Source organism: Cytobacillus sp. FSL K6-0265 (assembly GCF_038003465.1).
Classification (GTDB): Bacteria; Bacillota; Bacilli; order Bacillales; family Cytobacillaceae; genus Cytobacillus; species Cytobacillus stercorigallinarum.
The window spans coordinates 1,819,048-1,842,064 of the sequence record NZ_JBBOPE010000001.1 but is presented as its reverse complement, the minus strand read 5'-3'; the positions used below and the strand labels follow the sequence as shown (position 1 = coordinate 1,842,064).

Genomic DNA, 23,017 nt, shown 5'->3' with positions numbered 1-23,017 from the left:
TATAGTTAAACTTCTTTAAAATCTATGCTCTAGGATGATACTGATTATATGTCTTTTTCAAGTAATCAGGTGTAACATGTGTGTAAATTTGCGTTGATGAAAGAAAAGCATGACCTAAAAGCTCTTGAACTGTTCTCATATCAGCCCCATTTGACATTAAATGTGTAGCAAATGAATGCCTAATCTTATGGGGATGGATGCCACCTTCTAGAGACGACTTTTCAATCAATTTATTTAATATACCTCTTATACCGCGGTCAGTTAGTGCGCCACCACGGTGGTTTAAAAATAAATGGTTGCTCTTCTCTTTTTGGAGTTTCAAACGCCCATCATGACAATATTTAAAAAGAGCATCGTGAGCAAAACTTCCGAATGGTATGTATCGATCTTTTCTCCCTTTTCCATGAATAAGGATAACGGAAATATCCATATCAATATCACCCAGTTGTATAGAAGCACATTCAGCTACCCTTATGCCTGTTGCATACATCACTTCTAAAATCGCCAAATTTCTTTGTCCAAGTGCTGTATCAACTTCTACACTATTAAAGAGCTGTTCCATCTCTTCTTCATAAAAAAACTGCGGTAGTCTTTTGTCTCCTTTTGGGATGGATGTTAATTGGAAAGGATTATCGTTAACTATACCTTCTCGTACCAATAACTTAAAAAAGCTTCTTAAGCAGGAAATTTTACGAGCAATTGTCTTTCGAGCTAAACCATCTTGATAAAGTTTTGTGAGAAATAATCGAACATCCATATATTCGACATCATTTAACTTTTTCAAACCTTGTTCAGCCATGAACATAAAAAATCCTTTTATATCCGTCTGATAATGCTCAATTGTATATTGTGAATAATTCTTTTCAATTTGTAAATATTCGATAAATAACTTTAAAGAAATGTTCACATTTTCGCTCATTTTTTGTACTCACCTCACAAGGGCTTCATCATACTATCATATTTAAGCGACCCATGCAAGAAAATTTACATATTTTTCACAAAGTTCTGAATTGTTTCTAATGCTCGGTTAGCATGTTGTTCATTTCTCTCCTGTTTACCTTTAATCCTTTTTTCCAACTCTGGGAATAAACCGAAATTCGCATTCATTGGTTGGAAATTCTTTGGATTGGCGTTTGCAATATATCTTGCCATACTTCCAATAGCGGTCTCAATCGGAAACTCTAATGCTTCTTGCCCTTCCACAAGACGGGCAGCATTTATTCCAGCAATTAACCCACTAGCTGCTGATTCAACATATCCCTCTACGCCAGTCATTTGCCCAGCAAAGAATAAAGATTCTCTATTCTTGAATTGATAAGTTGATTTAAGCACTTTAGGAGAATTAATAAATGTATTTCTATGCATGACACCGTATCTTACAATTTCAGCATTTTCTAAGCCTGGTATTAAACGAAGCACCTCTTTTTGTGGTCCCCATTTTAGATGCGTTTGGAATCCAACAATATTATAAAGGGTACCTGCTGCGTCATCTTGACGTAATTGAACAACAGCATATGGTCTCTTCCCTGTTTTAGGATCCTCTAAACCAACGGGTTTCATCGGTCCAAAAAGCATTGTTTTCTTTCCACGAGATGCCATAACTTCGATCGGCATACAACCTTCAAAGAAGATTTCTTTCTCAAACTCTTTTAACGGCACAGTTTCAGCATTAATTAACGCTTCGTAAAAAACATTGAACTCTTCCTCGTTCATCGGACAGTTTAAATAGGCTGCTTCTCCTTTATCGTATCGAGACTTCAAATAGACTTTATCCATATTAATGGAATCTTTTTCGATAATAGGTGCCGCTGCATCATAGAAATAAAGATAATCTTCCCCAGACAGATCACGTAATTTATCAGAAAGTCCTTCACTTGTTAATGGACCTGTTGCAATAACAGTAATCCCTTCAGGAATCTCCGTCACTTCCTCATTTATCACTGTCACATTTGGATGATTCTTTACAGCTTCAGTAACCCTAGCAGCGAAGTCATGACGATCAACAGCTAACGCCCCACCCGCTGGAACTGCACTTTCATCCGCTGAAGAAATAATTACAGAATCTAGTCGTCTCATTTCTTCTTTTAAAACACCTACAGCATTCGTTAGATTATTCGCTCTTAAAGAATTACTACAAACCAATTCAGCAAATTTATCTGTATGATGAGCTGCTGTTTGTCTAACCGGTCTCATTTCATATAAGCGCACCTGAATGCCTCGTTTAGCAATTTGCCAAGCGGCTTCACTTCCAGCTAACCCGGCCCCAACTACGTTTACTACCTTTTCAGTCATTAGTTAATTCTCCTTACTTATTATGAAATTATTTATATCATTCATTTAATTGTTCGTTTTAACTAAATCACAAACGAGTATAATCTTTTAATCCCAAATTGCATTGTACAATATTACAAAAAAATTTGAAAGCATAAAGTATTTTTTTAATTGTTATCCGTCGTACAACACCATTTGTCCACCCATCGTGTAATTTTACCGTTATTAACAGGATGCATGATGATATTTTTTCATCCCCTTTCAACATTTTTACCACAATCATAGCAATCAATATCATCGCTTTTGATGGCATTTCAATATTTTCACAAAAACTTTAAATCTCTTCTCTTGATTCCATGTAGCACCTTTTCTGATATAGAACAGTTAAACGATATGATAATTATTTTATAAACTAAAAACGAAGATTGATTCTTTACTTTTCAGCTTTTAGATCAACGCGATTTCTATAAAAAAGATTCAATCTTTTCATTTATTATTGATAAAAATGATCTAAACATAAATAAAACGAACAATTACTGTAATTAAACAATAATTGTTCGTTTCTGTGTGTAGCTATACTTTTTTTATTAGAAATGAGCAAAGCGTTGCTCACTTATATTTATCCTTGTTTTTCTTCTTTATAATCGCACTCCACACACTGTACTTGTACACCCTTTTTCAGCTTTTTCTCAACGAGTAATGATTCACATTTCGGACAGCTTCTTGCTATCGGCTTATCCCATGATATAAACTCACACTCAGGGTAGCGGTCACAACCATAAAAGATACGGCGCTTTTTGCTTTTTCTTTCAATGATATTACCTTCTTTACAAGTAGGGCATTTCACACCGATTTCCTTAACAATTGCCTTCGTATTGCGACACTCCGGAAAGTTACTGCAAGCCATAAACTTGCCATAGCGCCCCATTTTAAATACCATCGGGCTTCCACATTGTTCACAATCTTCACCTGCAGGCTCATCTTTAATTTCTATTTCCTGCATTTCTTTCTCTGCCACTTCTAATCGTTTTTCAAAACCTTGGTAAAATTCATCAATAATTTTAACCCAATTTTCTTTTCCCTCTTCAATATAATCCAGATCTTGTTCCATTTTTGCAGTAAATTCTACATCTAATATCTCAGGGAAAAACTCCATTAATAGTACGGAAACGACTTCTCCTAATTCAGTTGGGACAAAACGTTTATTATCTAATGTTACATAGCCACGCTTCTGAATTGTATCTAGCGTCGGTGCAAAAGTTGAAGGTCTGCCTATCCCAAGTTCTTCGAGTGTTTTGACCAACCTTGCTTCTGTATATCTTGGAGGTGGTTGGGTAAAGTGTTGTTTCGGTTCGATATCCTTCTTAACGACTTTATCTCCCTCTTTTAAATTAGGGAGCATATTAGATTTTTCTTCCGTCTGATCATCTGTTCCTTCGACATACACTTTCATAAACCCAGGAAATTTAACCTTTGACCCGTTTGCTCTAAATGTCACTTGACCATTGATTAAATCTACACTCATTGTATCCATAACAGCAGGAGCCATTTGACTAGCAGTAAAGCGTTCCCAGATTAAGCGATATAAACGAAGCTGATCTCTTGAGAGATGCTCTTTCAATGAATTTGGTTCCCTTAATATACTCGTAGGTCGGATGGCTTCATGTGCATCTTGAGCATTAGCGTTTTTCTTTTCTTTCCTTTTTGATGCCGGTAAATATTCTTTACCATATTGGTTTGTAATATATTCAACTGCTTCATTTTGAGCAATTTCAGATACTCTCGTAGAATCTGTTCTCATATACGTGATTAAACCGATTGTACCTTCTTTTCCTAAATCAATACCTTCGTAAAGCTGCTGTGCAAGCATCATTGTTTTCTTTGCTCGGAAGTTTAATTTTCTTGCTGCTTCCTGTTGAAGAGAAGACGTAGTAAAAGGGACTGCTGGATTTCTCTTTCTCTCCTTTTTCGTTACATCTGTCACTTCAAACTCATTATTCTTTAGCTCTTTTAAAACCGCTTGCACATCTTCTTCAGACTTCAACTCAAACTTTTTACCATTTAGCGCAAAAAAGCTTGCATCAAACGCAGATTTACCTTTGACAAATTCGCCATCGATGCTCCAATATTCTTCTGGTTCGAACTGGTTAATTTCCTTTTCTCTATCAAGAATTAAGCGAACAGCGATTGATTGTACACGACCGGCACTAAGCCCTTTTTTAACCTTTTTCCATAGTAGCGGACTAATATTATAGCCCACTAACCTGTCTAGCATTCTTCTTGCTTGTTGGGCATCAACTAAATCCATATTAATCGCACGTGGATGTTTAAAAGATTCTTTGATGGCATCTTTTGTGATTTCATTAAATACGACACGGCATTTTGAATCAATATCCATATCTAAGCTATGTGCCAAATGCCAAGCAATTGCTTCCCCTTCGCGATCGGGGTCAGCTGCGAGGTAAATTTTCTTTGCCTTTTTTGCAGCTGTTTTTAACTCTTTTAGTACTGGTCCTTTACCTCGAATGGTTATATATTTTGGTTCATAATTATTCTCTACATCTACACCCGTCTGGCTCTTAGGTAAATCCCTTACATGCCCCATGGATGCTTTCACTTTATATTTTTTCCCCAAGTATCTTTCTATTGTTTTTGCTTTCGCTGGGGATTCTACGATTACTAGAAATTCTGACATCCAGTTGTCCTCCTCAAGAGGGAATAAATTTGCTAAACCCGCTGTTTCTTTCATTTTTAGATAAATGTTTTTATGTTTATTGTTATTTATTGACCATTTTCTACCTATTTAAATGCTCAATAGTATTTGTTCTTTGAAATATCCACTATTATTAATCAATCTATTTAGCTTTGTCAAATCTAAACTGCGACTATCGCATCTCAAATTGTTGTCTGACAAACAAACTTCTGAAGCAAAATGTATAACAGTTTTTCAATAATTTCAACCTTTTTCATAAAAATTCCTGTAAAAATTATGATTTTTGCCCCTAATATACCAGCTCTTCTATAATATCTTCTGCAGAAAGTATTAATTTCGCCCCATGTTGTATCAGTTCATTTGTTCCAGAGAAAAAAGGTGAAAGAATGCCGCCTGGTACTGCAAACACATCTCTTCCTTCTTGAACAGCAAAGTTAGCGGTAATGAGAGATCCGCTTTTACTTTTTGCCTCAATGACTAAAGTTGCACGGCTAATACCACTAATTATGCGATTTCTCATCGGAAAATGCCATCTTTCCGCTTTTGTGTGCGGTGGATACTCTGATAAAACAAGGTGATGACGAGACATTTGCTGAAATAAATGGCGGTTACTGTTTGGATACATATGAAAAAAACCACTTCCCAATACCCCAATTGTATGCCCACCTAAGTGCATAGCTACTTTATGAGCATGGGCATCAACTCCATTTGCTAAACCACTTGCGATAATAAATCCTTTTTTTATGAGTGTTGGAAAGATTTCTTCGATTACTCTCGCACCGTATTCAGTCATATTTCGGCTTCCGACAACAGATAGAATTGGTTTTTTATTTAATATAGACAAATCTCCTTTTGCATAAAGAAACCAAGGTGGCTGATACGTTTCCTTCAAAAGCTTAGGATAATTTTCATCCATTATAGAAATGATTTGTATATCGTTGTTCACATACTGTGAAAGTAGCTCTTCCATGTTTAAGGAATGAATTTCATCATTAATTTTTTTCCTTGTATCTGCAGTTAGAAAGTGAAAATAAGGGAGAGGTTTTTGTTGTTGAAAAGAGATAGAGGAAAGGGAAGGATCCGCTTTTACAATTTGATATAGTGTTTTCCACGACACAGAGCGACAATGATGAAGGGTGAGTAATTTAGTTGTCAACAAATCATGCATTATAACACACTCCTTTTTCTTAATTTTTAGTTAATTATTTTATTTAATAAAGTCCCCTTTATTGAAAAGGGGACTCTTTTATTAATTAATGCGTTTTACATTTATCATATAGATCTGTTTCTTTTAACACTTTAATAAGTGTTTCACCCATTACTGAAGGTGTGTCAGCTACTTGAATTCCACACTCGTTCATTACACGGATTTTTTCATCAGCTGTTCCTTTACCACCAGAGATAATCGCACCAGCATGGCCCATACGTTTTCCTGGAGGCGCTGTACGACCACCGATAAAGCCAACAACAGGTTTATTCATGTTCGCTTTTACCCACTCAGCAGCTTCTTCTTCTGCAGTTCCACCGATTTCACCAATCATGATAACTGCATAAGTTTCAGGGTCATTATTGAACTCTTTTAATACATCGATGAAGTTTGTACCATTAACTGGGTCTCCACCAATACCTACAGCAGTCGTTTGTCCAATTCCAGCTTCTGATAATTGGTGCACTGCTTCATAAGTTAATGTACCTGAACGTGAAACTACGCCCACATGACCTTTTTTGTGAATGTATCCTGGCATAATACCAATTTTACATTCGTCTGCTGTAATAACACCTGGACAGTTAGGTCCAACTAGACGCGTTTTCTTACCTTCCATGTAACGTTTCACTTTCACCATATCAAGTACTGGAATGTGCTCCGTAATACAGATAGCAAGATCTAACTCAGCATCCGTTGCTTCCATGATTGAATCTGCAGCAAAAGGTGCTGGAACATAGATAACAGATGCAGTTGCACCAGTTGCTTCAACAGCTTCTTTCACAGTATTAAAAACAGGTACACCTTCGACTTCCATGCCACCTTTACCAGGAGTCACACCGCCGACAATTTTAGTACCGTATTCAAGCATTTGTTTTGTATGGAATAGCGCAGTTGAACCAGTAATTCCTTGTACAATCACTTTTGTATCTTTATTAATAAATACGCTCATGTTTTTTTCTCCTTCCTGATTTCCGTATCTCAGAAATAATAACTAAGGCACAACGCCCATTATCATTTTTTTTCGTCATCTACCTATAGGTCTTATCCTACAAGTGATACGATTTTTTGCGCGCCGTCAGCCATAGAGTCTGCTGCAACGATTTCAACATCAGATTCAGCAAGAATTTTCTTACCTAAGTCCACATTTGTACCTTCTAAACGTACAACTAGAGGAACTTCTAATCCAACTTGTTTAGCCGCTTCAACAACACCTGTAGCAATAACATCACATTTCATAATTCCGCCAAAGATATTAACGAAAATACCTTTAACATTTTCATCAGAAAGGATAATTTTGAATGCTTCAGTTACTTTCTCAGCAGTCGCACCGCCCCCAACATCAAGGAAGTTTGCCGGATCGCCGCCATAATGCTTGATAATGTCCATTGTAGACATAGCAAGGCCCGCACCATTAACCATACAACCAATGTTGCCGTCAAGTGCGATATAGCTTAAGTCATATTTAGAAGCTTCAATTTCTTTTGTATCTTCTTCTTCTAAGTCACGCATTTCTAAAATGTCTTTACGACGATATAATGCGTTGCTATCGAAGTTTAATTTTGCATCAAGGGCCATTACTTTACCGTCCCCTGTTACAACTAATGGGTTAATCTCAGCAATTGAACAATCTTTTTCTACATATGCTTGATAAAGACCCATCATAAATTTAACAGCTTGGTTAACAAGCTTTGTAGGGATATTAATATTAAAAGCAATACGACGTGCTTGGAACGCTGTTAATCCAACAACAGGATCAATTTCTTCTTTGAAGATTTTCTCTGGAGTAGCTTCTGCTACTTCTTCAATTTCTGTTCCGCCTTCTTCAGAAGCCATTAGCGTTACACGTGAAGTTGCACGGTCTAAAACTAGTCCAACATAATATTCTTTTTGAATGTCGCAACCTTCTTCGATAAGCAAACGTTTTACTTCTTTTCCTTCTGGTCCTGTTTGGTGAGTAACAAGCGTTTTACCTAGAATTTCTTCAGCATATGTACGCACTTCTTCCAAGTTTTTAGCTACTTTTACTCCGCCAGCTTTTCCACGTCCACCTGCATGGATTTGCGCCTTTACAACACATACGTCTGTACCTAATTCTTTTGCGGCTTCTACTGCTTCTTCAACAGTGAATGCTACTTTACCATTTGGTACTGCAACCCCGTATTGTCTGAGGACTTCTTTTCCTTGATACTCATGTATATTCATTTCCCATCCTCCTAACTAACTCTTCAAAAAATTAGACTGCGTTTACATTTTATATAATGTGACAAAAGTTGTCTACAGTATTATCTGAAATATTCAATCCTCGGATTCGATACTTATTCAAAAAAAGCGCTTTAAGCCTTTATCTCATCGCATTTTTTCTATTTTAAAAAAATATTATTGTTTACAACTACTCCACCTTTTCAAAAAATTGAATAATTACAATACCCTTACTTTGGGGTACTGGTATTTGGAAAAGAATGACTATCGACTCAGTAAACGCACGCCATTATTTTACTCCTTTTGCCTTTCGGTCTACTTGATAAATAAACGCAAAAACTTCTGCAACTACTTGATATAGCTCTTCAGGTATTTTTTCATTCATATTTAATTTTCCTAGTACCTCTACTAACGAGGGATCTTCTTGAATGGGTAATTCATGCTGTTGTGCAACAGTTATAATATTTTCTGCAATGAGCCCTTTTCCTTTAGCAGAAACAACTGGTGCATCCATCTTTTCTGAGTATGATAGGGCAACCGCTTTTTTGGATCTTTGTCCATTCATATTCGCATATCAACACCTATTATTTGAATTGGATTGGTTGTATCCTTCTTTTCCTCTTTCATTGTACTTGTTATTTCAGAAAAACTAATTTTCGTTAATTGGTAATTCATTTCGTTCAATTTACTTTTAATCAGCTCTTCAAATGGCTTCGTATCTGGAAGCAGTCTTGTATTTTCAATTGATAGATTCATCGTGATTACTCTGTTTTGAATCTGCAATTTTATAAAGGTTTCTCCCAATGTTTCCATATTTAAATGAAATAGGACCCGACAGAAACTTGGATCAATCTCTCCATTCTTTTTACTTTTACCTGACCACTGCATTGAAAGAAGTTTACTAAATGGGCCTAGTGGAAATGGCAACTGCAGGGCAAAATGTGAGAGTCCATCTGTATCAGAAGAAAGTAACTGCATGCCAGTGATTTTATTTAATAACTCTTTTGCAGCTTCAGTCAGTGCAGGTTGCTGAATATCTTTGAGCAACTGTAATATTAGCGGTTTAATAGCATGAATGTTTATATGCTGCTTTTCATTCATTTGCTGTTCATATGTTAAACCGAATAAAGCTAATATTTGCTTTAGTTCACCCTTTATCATCACTGGCGTATGTAATTGCTGCCTGGTTTCTTCCGCTATATTATACAATAGCTGTTGTGTTTTTGAATAAGCGCTTTTATTTAAGGTTTCTAGCACTTGAAGTTGTTCATTTAAACGTGAATAAATATTTATAAGTGGTGATGAAGTTTGCTTGATGGGAGTTGACGAATACGAATGATCATATAATTTCGCCAGACCATCCTTTATTAAACTTGTTATCTGGTTAGCATTTAAAGGCAAAGTGATTTCTCCATTTTTTATGCTAGCTTGTAACTTAGTACCACTCTCCCACGCAAATGAGAAAGCGTGATTTAATTTTGTTAATGTGAGCAAAAAAGGGGCCGTTTGTTTTTGTATACCCCTGCTTTGTATATCTTGTAAAAGGGTTAATATTGCTTTATTTTTTTCATCTGATCTGGTATATAACAGTTGCTGAATGATTTGTTCTTCACTGCTTTTCGGCGAAAATACACCTAACTTTTGTAACAAGGAGAAACTTTCTTTTGCTTGAACGCTATTTTTCAACCAGCCATCCATTAAACTAGTTAACATTTTATCGTTGAATAGATGGTTAAATTTAGTTAATAAGTGATCAAGTGTTTGAGCTGTTTCGTTATTGAGATAGGGCGTAAGCTTATGCTGAAGATTGTTTATGGCAAACGTGATTGTTCGCTCATTTTTAATGCTATGTACGGCGTTGAAAACATCTTTAATTAATGGCAATCTTCTATCTAGAAGTGTTTTAAATACAGCAATATCTTGTTTTGTATCACCCGTCATCCAAAGAGTAAATGATTTTACAAGCGATTGATTAAGCGGAATCTCTCGACTTTGAAACCATTTAACGAGCTTAAGCTTTTCTTGTGTAACCTTTATTCCCATCGTTTGTAGAATCGCTTGTGGTGATATGCCTTTTAAAAATTGATTTTCATCGATAATTTGTAAGTGAATGCCCTCACCATTTTTTTGCACCACAAACCAAATATCACTATTGTTGATAAGATTGATTGAGGTTTTCGCAAAAATCTTCTGGGCCCCTATTTGAATTTCAGCCATGTTTTCCTCATTCACCTTTAAAACTTTGCCCTTTAGCAATTGCCCTGGCCGCAACATGAGAGGCTGGTTTTTTATTTGATCTCTTGAAACCAGCGTTAATTCATTCACTTCCACTAACCCTATCCCCTTCTTTTGTCAATTAGAAAATCCTTAACTGGTGCAAAGCTACGGCGATGAATCGGAGATATTCCTGTTTCTTCAATTGCACGTAAATGTTCCTTTGTACCGTAGCCCATATTATTCGCAAATCCATAGGCAGGATATTGTTTATCATAATCTTTCATCAAGCTGTCACGTTCTACTTTTGCTACAACTGAGGCAGCAGCAATACTAATACTCTTGCTATCACCCTTTATGATTGATTCACTCGGATAAGGTGTGTTTAATTTAACGGCATCAATAAGCAAAAAATCAGGTTGCGTTTGCAAACGATTGATCGCATTCATCATCGCTTTTTTTGATGCCTCTAAAATATTCATTGTATCAATCTCATGATGATCAATCATACATGTTGAAACAGCAGTCGCTTCTTCCATAATTCTTTCATAATAATACAAGCGTTTCTCTTCAGAGAGTTTTTTTGAGTCATCAATACCTATAAGCTGAATGTTCTCAGGTAAAATAACGGCGGCGGCTACAACCGGTCCAGCTAACGGCCCTCGCCCTACCTCATCTACCCCGGCAATCAAACGATAACCTTCACTATGAAATCGCTTTTCATATTTTTGCATGCACTCGTACTTCTCTAGTAATGCCCCTCGTTTTTCTATTTGCTTATCCCAGCGTCCTAATGCTTTTTGCACGCCGTTTCTTTCATCTAATCTTAATGTTTTTATGTATTCATTTTCTATATCACTATTCTTTAATAATTGCTCTATTTCTTTAATCGATTTCATGTTTGCATTCTCCTATTTCATCGACAGATTGGTCAAATTCTTAAATACTTGCATTCATAGACGAAAAAATAAAGGCCTATGATTAAGACCTTTATAAATCGGATAATGTACTAACTATATTCTTCTTTTTCGTTCATTGAACACATTACTCTTCATCTATTATATCTTTTGGACTTTCTAATGTTAAGCGCCCAAATTTTTCTGAGCGGAACTCTCTAATAATTAGCTCTGTCACCTTATCATAATCAACCGTACCACCGCTCACTAGACAGCCTCTTTTTTTGCCAATTTCATCGAATAGTTCTACGATTTCTTCAGGAAGCTCATTCAATTGATACCTTTCTACTAACTTCTCTGGGTAGTGTTCTTTCAAAAACCTTAGGGCATAAACAGCAATATCTTGTAAGTTTAAAATCGTATCTTTAATCGCACCAGTTAATGCAAGCTTTAAACCAATTTCTTGGTCTTCGAATTTCGGCCATAAAATCCCCGGCGTATCGAGTAGCTCCATCTCTTTTCCAACTTTAATCCAACTTTGCGCCTTCGTAACACCAGGTTTATTACCTGTTTTAGCGATATTCTTCTTTGCTAAGCGGTTGATTAAAGTTGACTTACCTGCATTTGGTATACCGACTATCATCGCTCGTATGGCTCTCGGTCTTATACCCTTTGCTCTTTGCTTGTCGAATTTCTCTTGAAGTAATTGTTTTGCTGCCAGAGTAATCTCCTTCATGCCCTGGCCATCTTGTGAATTGATACTAATTGCTGTTAGCCCTTTGCTTTTAAAATAGTCAATCCACTGTTTTGTGAGTATAGGATCTGCCATATCTGCTTTATTAAGCAATACTAACCTTGGCTTTTGTTGAATAATCTGTTCAATCATTGGATTTCGTGAGGATAGAGGAATCCTTGCATCAACCAATTCAAAAATAATATCGACTAACTTTAACTTCTCTGTTACTTCTCGTCTAGCTTTCGCCATATGTCCTGGAAACCATTGTATTGTCATTACTTATCATCACCTTTATATTCACATTTCAAATTTACGCTTTATTAAGCATTAAATTAAACTACTACTAGGTACTAAAAAAACACAATCATGGCGCTTGTTTTAGAAAAGGGTAACCCTATTCTTTAGTTAAGAGAAATCAATCACTCATCTTAAGCGCCATATTGTGTTTTAGATGTTATCATGCAAATCTACTTAATTAATCTAATATCCTCAATCGGCCAATAAATAATTCCAGCAGTTCCTAATACATCTTCCATAGGAACTGGGCCAATATGACGGCTATCTTTACTAAAACGGCGATTATCACCCATCACAAACAAATGGCCTTCAGGCACTGTTTCTTGGCCGATTTTCTCTTCTAGAGTAAATGGCTCTGTTAATGGACCGTCAGCTACTTGTTGCTTATATTCGTTCAGATATGGCTCCTCATAAGGTTCCCCATTTACGTATAATGTATCATCCTTATATTCAATTTTGTCTCCAGGTAAACCAATGACCCTTTTAATATAATCTTTATTTTCTGGTGCATGAAAAACAATGATATCAAACCGATCAGGCTCTCCAATTTTATAACTGAATTTATTGACAATCATACGGTCTTGATCATGCAGTGTTGGCATCATTGATAATCCGTCTACCACTATCGGTGCAAAAAGAAAATATCTAATAATTGCTGCTAGCAAGACGGCGACAACTAATGCCTTTGTCCATTCCCATAATTCACTTTTCTTTTTAGCCATCGTTTCCCCACCATTCTTTCTCTTTTAAAAGCATAGCCACTTATACAGTTTCGTTTTTATTCTCTCGATCATTGACATACTCTTATTTTATACATAAAAGAAGTAGACGATGCAACTATACAATGAACTATTGTTTGATTTAGTAGAATCAAATTGCTTCTTAACTTTACCAATACTGAAAAAACAGCTTATAAGTATGTTATTATCATATCAGAAATGAGAAATATGTATAGAAAAAGAGCTTGTAAAAATACAAGCTCTCCTTTCTTCATTTTAACTAAGGTAAAATAAGTTGAACTAATATACCTTTTGTTAAACGGATTATCGAATTTCTTTAATACGAGCTTTTTTACCACGTAGGTTACGTAGGTAGTAAAGTTTCGCACGACGGACTTTACCGCGACGAATTACTTCAAGCTTCGCAATTTTAGGTGTGTGTACAGGGAATGTACGCTCTACGCCTACACCGTAAGAAATCTTACGAACTGTGAAAGTTTCGCTAATTCCACCACCACGACGCTTAATCACAACTCCTTCGTATACTTGGATACGCTCACGAGTTCCCTCTACGATACTAACGTGTACACGTACAGTATCACCAGGACGGAATTCAGGTAGATCCGAACGAAGTTGTTCTTGAGTGATTTCTTGAATTAATTTATGCATCGTTTTCAACTCCTCCCAAGACGCTCATGCAAACCATTTGTGTTTCAGCGGAACATCGTTATCAGACAAAAGGCTTTTTAACAAGCCCAAGTCACAAAGATTATAATACCATATCATACGGAGAACATCAATGTTAAATCTGTTCTTTTTTTATTTCTTCTAACCAAGTCTTTTCTTGATCAGTCAAATCTATGTGTTCAAGTAAATCAGGGCGACGTTGATACGTTCGCTTTAACGATTCCCTCTGTCGCCATTGTTCAATATGAAGATGATTTCCTGAAGTTAATACGTCCGGGACTTTCAATCCTCGAAAATCAGCTGGTCGCGTATAATGAGGGTGTTCAAGCACCCCTGTACTAAAGGAATCTTTCATATGTGACTCTTGGTTTCCTAAAACATTAGGTAATAACCTTACCACACTGTCAATGACAACCATAGCTCCTAATTCTCCACCTGTTAATACATAATCACCAATGGAAATTTCATCAGTTACAATATGTTCACGAATCCGTTCATCATAACCTTCATAATGTCCACATATAAAAATAAGATGCTCACTTTCGGCAAGCTCTTCAGCCTTTTTCTGTGTATACCTTTCACCTTGAGGACATAGAAGAATAACGCGAGGATTGGTATCACTTTTACTCTTTATATCACTGACAGCATCAAAAATCGGCTGTGGTTTTAATACCATACCCGCTCCGCCACCATAGGGATAGTCATCGACTGTTTGATGTTTATTATCCGCATATTGCCTAAAGTTCACTACATTATAGGATGCAGCACCTGCATCACTTGCTTTTTTTAAGATAGAGTGACCGAATACACCTGTAAACATTTCTGGAAATAGAGATAGTACATCTATTTTCATTATAATAGCCCTTCTAACAAATCGATCATAATCTTCTTATCGGTGATATTTACTTCCTTTACGACATCAGCGATATAAGGAATGAGGATTTCTTTTTTCTGCTTACCTTTAATCACCCAAACATCATTCGCACCTGGTGAAAGAATTTCTTTAATTTCGCCAAGCTCTTCGCCATCCATCGTATAGACTGTACATCCAATGATTTCGTGATAATAAAACTCGTCTTCTTCTAATTCACTCAATTGCGATTCATTTACTTTTAAAATGCCACCTTTAAGCTGTTCAGCTTCTTGCATACCAAAGACCTCTTCAAAAGTAAGTAAATCAAAAGACTTATGTGTGCGGTGGGATGAGACGGTTAATTCTCTCCCTTGTTTATTATCAGGCATAAATAAAGTCAATTTATTTCCTGGTGAATAGCGTTCTTTTGTAAAATCTGTTCGAGAAATGACGCGAACTTCACCACGTACACCATGGGTATTTACAATTTTACCGACATTAAACCATGTTTCCATTTTCATACTCACCTCTAGCGGATATCGTCAACTCGTCCATCTTTTATGATAATCGTTTTGCCTTTTTCGACCTCTTCCCAATTATCTCCCTTTTCGATGGTTATTAACGATTGAACTTCTTTTTCTTTTAATTCACTTCCAAGTGGAAGCATATGTAACTGCTCTATTTGAAAATCAAGTAATTTCATTTTTTCATTTCTTGATTCTATTTCTTTATCAAAAAAAGAGCGAAGATGGCCAGTTTGGGCCTTTTGGTTCTTCTCCCATTTTTTCATTTCAAATTTAAATTGATCACATTCTTTTTGCAGTTGCTGTTTCTTCCATTCATAGTTATTTAATAATTCCTGTTTACTCGTTTCAGTTAAAACTTGTTTCACAGTAACCGTTTGAATAATTTGCAAGATTAACCAGCCTCCATTCAATAATAGAATGTGCATATTTTTCTTAATGGTGAAAAAAGGAGGGTCTCCCCTCCTTTCTCATTTTTGTTTATTCAGCTATATCGATAGGATCGATTATTTAATTTCTAAGAAAATCTTTTTTTCTTGAGAAGTACCTGCTGCATAAACAACAGTTCTTATCGCCTTTGCAATGCGCCCTTGCTTCCCAATTACCTTCCCCATGTCATTCTTGTTGACAGAAAGCAAATAGGTCACCGCTCGTTTTTCTTCACGAATACTCACTTGAATATCTTCAGGAAAATCAACCAGGGGCTTCACAATTGTCTCGATAAGGTCCTTGATCATCAGTTAATCACTTATTTTGCATGCTTTGCATTATGGAATTTTTCCATAATACCAGCATTTGAGAATAAGTTACGAACTGTATCAGACGGTTTAGCACCATCTTGTAACCATTTAAGCGCTAGTTCTTCATTGATATCAACACTTGCTGGTTGAGCAACTGGGTTATAAGTTCCTACAGTTTCAATGAAACGTCCATCACGTGGTGAACGAGAATCAGCTACTACAATACGATAGAAAGGAGATTTTTTAGCTCCCATACGTTTTAAACGAATTTTTACTGCCATTTTTAAAGCACCTCCGAATAGTTTCACACAAGATAGTATATTATCAGATACTACCCTGTTTTGTAAAGGTTTTTTTCTTTACATAGTATTTTTTTATTAAAAAGGATTAAAAGGAAGCTTTAAACCGCCCTTTTTCTTCCCTTTTTGTTGCATTCCTGACATCTGTTTCATCATTTTTTTCATTTCTTCAAACTGCTTCAGTAAGCGATTGACCTCAGGAACCGTTCTTCCACTACCTCTTGCAATTCGTTTTCTTCTACCTGCATTAATAATCTCAGGCTGACTTTTTTCTTCTTGTGTCATTGATTGAATAATGGCTTCAACATGGGCAATTTGTTTATCATCAATTTTTAAGTTATTCAGCCCTTTTACCTTGTTTGCACCAGGCATCATCTTTAATAATTCATCAAGCGGACCCATCGTCTTCACTTGACCAAGTTGCTCGAGAAAATCATCAAGTGTGAACGAAGCCGTACGCATTTTCTTTTCTAGCTCTTTCGCTTTTTCCTCATCTACATTGGCTTGCGCCTTTTCAATAAGTGAAAGCACATCTCCCATACCTAAAATTCTTTGGGCCATTCTTTCTGGATGAAAAGCTTCAATTGCATCTAACTTCTCACCAAGACCAATAAATTTAATAGGTGTTTCGGTGACTGAGCGAATAGATAGTGCCGCTCCACCACGGGTATCACCATCTAACTTAGTTAATACCACTCCAGTGAGGCCAAGCTGTTCGTTAAAGCTAGACGCTACATTGACTGCGTCTTGTCCCGTCATTGCATCTACTACAAGGAAGATTTCATCTGGGTTCGTTAAGTCTTTTACATCTTTAAGCTCATTCATCAGGGATTCATCGACATGTAAACGACCAGCTGTATCGATAAGCACATAATCATGATGGTCTTCCTTCGCTTTAGCGATAGCTTGTTTGGCAATTTCAACAGGACTAACTTGATCTCCTAAGGAAAACACAGGCATATTAATTTGCTTACCCAATGTCTCTAATTGCTTAATTGCCGCTGGTCGATAAATATCAGCTGCCACTAACATTGGATTACGGTTATATTTCTTCCTTAATAAGTTTGCAAGTTTTCCTGTCGTTGTCGTTTTACCTGCCCCTTGTAATCCAACCATCATGATGACAGTTGGTGGACGATTGCTAACAGCGATTTTACTTTGCTCGCCGCCCATAAGCTCTGTTAATTCTTCTTTAACAATTTTGATGACTTGTTGCCCTGGAGTCAGACTTTTCATTACATCTTGTCCGACAGCACGTTCGCTTACCTTTTTGACGAATTGTTTAACTACTTTAAAGTTAACATCGGCTTCTAGTAACGCTAAGCGAACTTCACGCATCATTTCCTTTACATCCGCTTCACTTACTTTTCCTTTTCCACGGATTTTTTGAATTGTATTCTGCAGTCGGTCGGCTAAACCTTCAAATGCCATGCACGCCGCCTCCTAATCTAATTTCTCAAGCTCTTCCAGCAAAGCTGCATATTGCTCTTTTGAGCTTTCTGGTTGAAAATTACTCTTTAATTTTGCAATAATTTTAGCGCGCTCTTGAAATTTATGAAACAATAATAACTTTTCTTCGTATTCCTCAAGCATCGCTTCTGTTCGCTTTATGTTATCATAAACTGCCTGACGGCTCACGTGATACTCTTCTGCAATTTCACCTAAGGAGTAGTCATCAAGATAATAAAGGGACATATAGCTGCTTTGTTTTGGTGTTAACAACGATTGATAGAAATCATATAAATAATTCATTCTCGTTGTTTTTTCAAGCATCTCTAAACCCCCTTGTTAAGTGAAAAGCCTTTACAATGTAAAGTTTACCTATCACACACTAAATTGTCAAGCATAGACTGACTTTTAAGAAAGACAACTTACTACGCTCAAATTGAAGAAATCAAATTAGTAGACAAGCTTCTGTCAATTTCAAGACAAGATGACATTAAATAAAGCTCATTGCTTTTTAGCAATGAGCTTGTTTCTTAATCTTCTGCTTCAACCATTTCAGCAAATAATCCATACACGTATTGTTCGGCATTGAATGTTTGTAAATCATCCATTTTCTCACCTAAACCAACTAATTTTACTGGGATTTCCAACTCATTACGAATGGCCAAGACGATGCCACCTTTAGCTGTTCCGTCTAATTTCGTTAAAACAATACCTGTTACATTTGTCGCTTCTTTAAACGTTTTCGCTTGGACCATTGCGTTTTGCCCCGTTGTCGCATCTAAAGCTAAAAGTACTTCATGAGGCGCACCTGGCACTTCCCGTTCAATGACACGTTTTACTTTTTCAAGTTCTTTCATTAAATTCACTTTATTTTGCAGACGACCAGCGGTATCACAAATAAGCACATCTGCTTTTCTTGACTTTGCTGCCTGAACAGCATCAAACATCACGGCAGCAGGGTCAGAACCTGCCCCTTGCTTAATTACTTCAACACCGACTCTATCGCCCCATACTTCAAGTTGTTCAATTGCCCCCGCACGGAACGTATCCCCCGCAGCTAACATGACCTTTTTTCCTTCACCTTTGAGCTTATGAGCAAGCTTTCCTATTGTCGTTGTTTTTCCCACACCATTGACGCCGACAAACAACATAACCGTTAGACCATCTTCTTGAATATTTAAATCACTAGAGGATTCGCCTGCTCTTTCATAAATATCAATTAATTTTTCAGAAATAACTGCATGGACCTCTTTTGGATCTTGAATATTTTTTCTTTTCACTTCCATCTTTAATTCTTCTACTAATGTCATGACAGTATCAAAACCAACATCTGCTTGGATAAGAATTTCCTCTAATTCTTCAAAGAAATCTTCATCCACTTTCCGATACCTTGCAACTAAATCATTAACTTTGCCAGAGAAATTATCTCTTGTCTTTGATAATCCGTCTTTAAATTTCTCTGTTACAGTATCCGTTTGTGAAGTGATTTTTTCTTTCAACCTCTTAAAAAAACTCATTTTCTTATCTCCAATCTGCTAATAATTACTTTCCAATATGTATGGATAAGCCCCACTAACGAATGACTAATGGGACTTATCTAAGTTAATTCATCGCCATCTCTTTTGTTTCTTCAAGCCTTACAGATACCATTTTTGAAACGCCTGATTCTTGCATCGTAACACCATACAATACATCCGCTTCCTCCATTGTTCCTTTTCTGTGTGTAATCACAATGAACTGTGTTTCATGGCTATAGTTCCTTAAATATTTCGCATAGCGGTGCACATTTGCTTCATCTAACGCTGCCTCTACTTCATCCAAAATACAGAATGGGACAGGTCGCACTTTTAATATAGAAAATAATAGCGCAATCGCAGTTAAAGCTCTTTCTCCACCAGATAATAGCCCTAGGTTTTGTAACTTCTTACCTGGTGGTTGTGCTACAATCTCAATACCCGTATTTAATAAGTCCTCTGGATTTGTAAACTTAAGATCTGCTCGCCCTCCACCAAATAATGATTGAAAAACAGATTCAAAATGGAAACGGATTCCTTCAAATGTTTCTTGAAATCTCCTTTTCATTTCCACATCCATTTCGTCAATTACTTGGAAAAGCGTGTCTTTTGCAGCTAGTAAATCGTTCTGCTGTTCTAATAAAAACTCGTAACGTTCTGATACACGTTCATATTCATCAATGGCACCTAAATTAACCGTGCCAAGTTCATCTATTGCCAATTTGATTAACTTTACCTTTTTGCGGGCATCCTCCACATCGATACTTAGTGGGAACGACTCTTTCGCTGCTTCATATGAGAGCATATACTCTTCACGCAAATGCGTTAACCGGGTCTCTAACTCGACGTCTAAACGATTAATTTTTACTTCGAGGTCTTTTAATCCTTCTACTCTTCCTTTATGAAGACGTTTTAACTCTTTTAACTCCACTTCGATATCTTCAAGTACTGTTTGCAATGAAAATCTTTCTTCTCTTCGTTTAGCGATGAGTTCAATCGTTTGCTTCTTATCTTCACGCTTTCTCATTGCTTCTTCTTCGAGATGTTGTTCTCCTGAGGAATTATTCGTCATTTCTGATGATAATAACTGCAAATCATCTATAACCAGTTGCAATTTCTCTTCTGTGTCTGCTTTTTCTGAGACGATGGAACGCAATCGATCTTGTGCAGATTTTAGTTGCTCACTTTTAGAAGCAAATTGCACCTTTAATTCGTTTATTTCTTCTTGTAAACTTTCTTTTGACGTTTGTTGTACATTTTTTAATTGCGTTAATTCTTTAATTTGGTTATCTAATGAGATGATTTCTTCAGCATAATTTCGCAGTATTTCCGTTAATTCTTTTTCTCGATTCACGAAGCGGTTTTTCTCTTCAACAAATTGCGCCTTATCTAGGTCATATAAAGAAAGACGATCATTTACTCTCTTCTCTTCATACTCCAAATCTTTAAGGAGACTAAGGCGGCTTTGCTCTTGTTCGCGTAATTGTTCACCTTTTTGTTTGAGCGTTTCTAATAGATGCTCAGCATCTTTGAACTGTTGCTTCATTTTCTTCACACGTGCTTCAAGCTCTTTTGTTTGCAGATCCATATGTGTGATTTTATCGTTCAAATCATCTAGCTCATTTTTTCTACTTAATATCGATGACTTGTTTTGTTTAACCGCTCCGCCTGTCATTGAACCACCAGGATTAACGATATCACCATCTAGTGTGACTATTCGCACGCGATATCCTAATAACTTGGCTAATGTATTAGCTCCTTTTAAATCGCTAGCAATTATTACGTTGCCTAGTAAGCTTTCAATAGCAGAAGCATATTTCGAATCATATTGTAGTAAAGAAGCCGCCGTCCCTATGTACGCTTCGTGTTCTTTCACTATTTTTAATTGTGCTTCATTCAATGATTTCTTTTTTAACACATCAAGTGGCAAGAAAGTCGCTCTCCCGTAGGATTGACTCTTTAAATATTGAATCGCCTTTCGTCCATCAGATTCTGTCTGCACAACAATATGCTGCATTGCCGCACCTAACGCAACTTCCATTGCAGTTTGATATTCTTTAGGAACTTCAATTAACTCCGCCACTGCTCCTTCAATACCACTCAGGCGGTTGTTTCTTTCTTTCAGTACTTCTTTCACACCTTGGAAAAACCCAGAATAATCTTCTTTCAACTCTTCCAACATTTCTTTTCTAGATTGTGCTTGTTGAAGAAATTGGATAGCTTGATAATATTTCTTTTCGTCCTTTTCATATGTTTGTTGCAATACTTCATATTCTTTTTGCTTTTGCCTATATTGATGGATATGGTTGTCTAATTGTGTTTTAATCGCGTCATGATCATGCAATAACTCCGCTTTACGCTCGAGTAATGCTTCTCTTTCCTCAATATATCGACTATTATCACCGATCAACTTTTCTTCACGAGTCGCTTGTTGCGTAAGTTGTTTTTGCAACATTTGCTGTTCATTCTTTGCTGCTGCTTCAGTATTTAAAAGGTCGATATACTCACTTTTTAAGTTCTCAATTTGTTCATCAATATCAACGCTATATAACTTCAACTGCTCTAACTTTTCAGCTAGGTGTTTTTCATAAGTAGCAGCATCAGACTTTAAAGTAAGTGTTGATTGTTCTTGTTCTCGTTTTATCTTCTTAAGTTCCTCTACACGTAAGGTAAGTTCTTCTTTGCTTTTTTGTAGTTGTTCTTTATTTTGTGAAGCATTTTTCTTTCTTTCCTTGAGTACTTCTTTACGACCTTCAAGTTTTTCTAATGCTTCACTGGCATGTAGGAGCACTTCTTGTAATTCATTGACTGATTCATCCAATGCGACTGTGCGGTCTCTCACATCAGCAATTTTCGCTTCCTTCATTTGTACCTCTGTTGAAAGGGCCATTTCTTGCTGTTGCTGTTGATCAAAATCATTCGAGTGTTGCTCCCATTTTTTATGCAAATCCTCTATTTCATAAACGGTTAAACCGACTTCGAACTGTTCAAGTTCCTCTTTTTGTTGTAAATAATCTTTGGCAATAGAAGCTTGCATCTTCAACGGTTCAACTTGGGTCTCTAATTCGTGCAGAATATCATTTACCCTATTAAGATTATCTTTCGTTTCAGTTAGTTTGACTTCTGCCTTCTTTTTACGTGTTTTATATTTTAAAACGCCTGCAGCCTCTTCAAAAATTGTTCTTCTTTCTTCTGGCTTACTATTAAGAATCTCCTCTACTCTGCCTTGGCTAATAATCGAAAATGCTTCTCTTCCTAGCCCCGAATCCATAAACAAATCAACAATATCCTTTAATCTACAAGGCTGTTTGTTAATTAAATATTCACTATCTCCCGAACGAAAAACTCTTCTTGTTACACTAACTTCACTGTATTCTAGTGGTAAAAATTGATCATGGTTATCTAGCGTTAATGTGACTTCTGCATAGTTTAAAGGTTTGCGCGTGTCACTTCCTGCAAAAATAACATCACCCATTTTCACGCCACGTAACGATTTAGCTGATTGTTCCCCTAATACCCAACGGATGGCATCAGTAATATTACTTTTACCACTTCCATTAGGGCCAACAACTGCAGTTACACCAGTAACAAAATCAACTGTTACTCGTTCAGCAAAAGATTTAAAACCGACGATATCGAGTTGCTTTAAAAACAAAATCCTGCTCCTCCCTTACTAAATCTTTTTCATCTTTGTAAAGA

21 protein-coding genes are annotated in these 23,017 nt (G+C 36.5%); all 21 read right to left on the bottom strand.

The window, feature by feature from the left end; genetic code table 11:
- Window positions 1-22: 22 nt before the first annotated feature.
- The 21 genes from xerC to smc all read right to left on the bottom strand — a co-directional run bounded on the left by xerC (window position 23) and on the right by smc (window position 22,973).
- Entirely contained in the window at window positions 23-919 is an 897-nt protein-coding gene (gene xerC / locus MHH73_RS09490; protein ID WP_191812252.1) for a tyrosine recombinase XerC, read from the bottom strand.
- Between the two features lie 65 nt (window positions 920-984).
- Window positions 985-2,292 carry an FADH(2)-oxidizing methylenetetrahydrofolate--tRNA-(uracil(54)-C(5))-methyltransferase TrmFO gene (gene trmFO / locus MHH73_RS09485; protein ID WP_191812254.1) on the bottom strand — a complete coding sequence of 436 codons (1,308 nt, stop codon included), beginning with the start codon at window positions 2,290-2,292 and terminating at the stop codon, window positions 985-987.
- Between the two features lie 598 nt (window positions 2,293-2,890).
- Window positions 2,891-4,966, bottom strand: coding sequence for a type I DNA topoisomerase (topA, locus tag MHH73_RS09480; protein ID WP_191812256.1), 2,076 nt, complete (start codon window positions 4,964-4,966; stop codon window positions 2,891-2,893).
- Between the two features lie 307 nt (window positions 4,967-5,273).
- Window positions 5,274-6,152, bottom strand: a complete 879-nt coding sequence (gene dprA / locus MHH73_RS09475; RefSeq protein ID WP_191812258.1) for a DNA-processing protein DprA — start codon at window positions 6,150-6,152, stop codon at window positions 5,274-5,276.
- Between the two features lie 85 nt (window positions 6,153-6,237).
- A complete protein-coding gene (gene sucD / locus MHH73_RS09470; RefSeq protein WP_191812260.1) occupies window positions 6,238-7,140 on the bottom strand; it encodes a succinate--CoA ligase subunit alpha in 903 nt (300 codons plus the stop codon).
- Between the two features lie 92 nt (window positions 7,141-7,232).
- Window positions 7,233-8,393 carry an ADP-forming succinate--CoA ligase subunit beta gene (sucC, locus tag MHH73_RS09465; protein ID WP_095369543.1) on the bottom strand — a complete coding sequence of 387 codons (1,161 nt, stop codon included), beginning with the start codon at window positions 8,391-8,393 and terminating at the stop codon, window positions 7,233-7,235.
- Window positions 8,394-8,679: 286 nt separating this feature from the next.
- On the bottom strand, window positions 8,680-8,955 hold the full coding sequence (locus tag MHH73_RS09460) for an EscU/YscU/HrcU family type III secretion system export apparatus switch protein (RefSeq protein WP_191812262.1): 276 nt from the start codon (window positions 8,953-8,955) through the stop codon (window positions 8,680-8,682).
- On the bottom strand, window positions 8,952-10,721 hold the full coding sequence (locus tag MHH73_RS09455) for a hypothetical protein (protein ID WP_341066371.1): 1,770 nt from the start codon (window positions 10,719-10,721) through the stop codon (window positions 8,952-8,954). Before MHH73_RS09455 ends, MHH73_RS09460 begins: the two co-directional genes overlap by 4 nt.
- 5 nt (window positions 10,722-10,726) lie before the next feature.
- Complete coding sequence (locus MHH73_RS09450; RefSeq protein ID WP_341066369.1) at window positions 10,727-11,503, bottom strand: ribonuclease HII; 777 nt, start codon at window positions 11,501-11,503, stop codon at window positions 10,727-10,729.
- 145 nt (window positions 11,504-11,648) lie between these two features.
- Window positions 11,649-12,512: a ribosome biogenesis GTPase YlqF gene (ylqF, locus tag MHH73_RS09445; RefSeq protein WP_191812268.1), complete on the bottom strand. Its 864-nt coding sequence runs from the start codon at window positions 12,510-12,512 to the stop codon at window positions 11,649-11,651.
- 191 nt (window positions 12,513-12,703) lie between these two features.
- The gene (lepB, locus tag MHH73_RS09440; RefSeq protein ID WP_341066365.1) at window positions 12,704-13,255 is read right to left on the bottom strand and encodes a signal peptidase I; all 552 of its coding nucleotides are present in this window, start codon (window positions 13,253-13,255) and stop codon (window positions 12,704-12,706) included.
- Window positions 13,256-13,576: 321 nt separating this feature from the next.
- Window positions 13,577-13,921 carry a 50S ribosomal protein L19 gene (rplS, locus tag MHH73_RS09435; RefSeq protein WP_095369549.1) on the bottom strand — a complete coding sequence of 115 codons (345 nt, stop codon included), beginning with the start codon at window positions 13,919-13,921 and terminating at the stop codon, window positions 13,577-13,579.
- A 133-nt stretch (window positions 13,922-14,054) separates the two neighbouring features.
- Window positions 14,055-14,792, bottom strand: a complete 738-nt coding sequence (gene trmD, locus MHH73_RS09430) for a tRNA (guanosine(37)-N1)-methyltransferase TrmD (protein ID WP_341066363.1) — start codon at window positions 14,790-14,792, stop codon at window positions 14,055-14,057.
- On the bottom strand, window positions 14,792-15,307 hold the full coding sequence (gene rimM / locus MHH73_RS09425; RefSeq protein ID WP_341066360.1) for a ribosome maturation factor RimM: 516 nt from the start codon (window positions 15,305-15,307) through the stop codon (window positions 14,792-14,794). The genes trmD and rimM overlap by 1 nt, the downstream gene beginning before the upstream one ends.
- Before the next feature lie 14 nt (window positions 15,308-15,321).
- Complete coding sequence (locus MHH73_RS09420; RefSeq protein ID WP_191812274.1) at window positions 15,322-15,708, bottom strand: YlqD family protein; 387 nt, start codon at window positions 15,706-15,708, stop codon at window positions 15,322-15,324.
- A gap of 114 nt (window positions 15,709-15,822) precedes the next feature.
- Complete coding sequence (locus tag MHH73_RS09415; RefSeq protein ID WP_191812684.1) at window positions 15,823-16,050, bottom strand: KH domain-containing protein; 228 nt, start codon at window positions 16,048-16,050, stop codon at window positions 15,823-15,825.
- A 14-nt stretch (window positions 16,051-16,064) separates the two neighbouring features.
- On the bottom strand, window positions 16,065-16,337 hold the full coding sequence (rpsP, locus tag MHH73_RS09410; RefSeq protein WP_095369553.1) for a 30S ribosomal protein S16: 273 nt from the start codon (window positions 16,335-16,337) through the stop codon (window positions 16,065-16,067).
- Window positions 16,338-16,433: 96 nt separating this feature from the next.
- Complete coding sequence (gene ffh, locus MHH73_RS09405) at window positions 16,434-17,786, bottom strand: signal recognition particle protein (RefSeq protein ID WP_191812276.1); 1,353 nt, start codon at window positions 17,784-17,786, stop codon at window positions 16,434-16,436.
- A 12-nt stretch (window positions 17,787-17,798) separates the two neighbouring features.
- The gene (locus MHH73_RS09400) at window positions 17,799-18,128 is read right to left on the bottom strand and encodes a putative DNA-binding protein (RefSeq protein ID WP_191812278.1); all 330 of its coding nucleotides are present in this window, start codon (window positions 18,126-18,128) and stop codon (window positions 17,799-17,801) included.
- 206 nt (window positions 18,129-18,334) lie between these two features.
- Entirely contained in the window at window positions 18,335-19,321 is a 987-nt protein-coding gene (gene ftsY / locus MHH73_RS09395) for a signal recognition particle-docking protein FtsY (RefSeq protein ID WP_191812280.1), read from the bottom strand.
- An 85-nt stretch (window positions 19,322-19,406) separates the two neighbouring features.
- Window positions 19,407-22,973: a chromosome segregation protein SMC gene (gene smc, locus MHH73_RS09390; protein ID WP_191812282.1), complete on the bottom strand. Its 3,567-nt coding sequence runs from the start codon at window positions 22,971-22,973 to the stop codon at window positions 19,407-19,409.
- Between the last annotated feature and the right edge of the window lie 44 nt (window positions 22,974-23,017).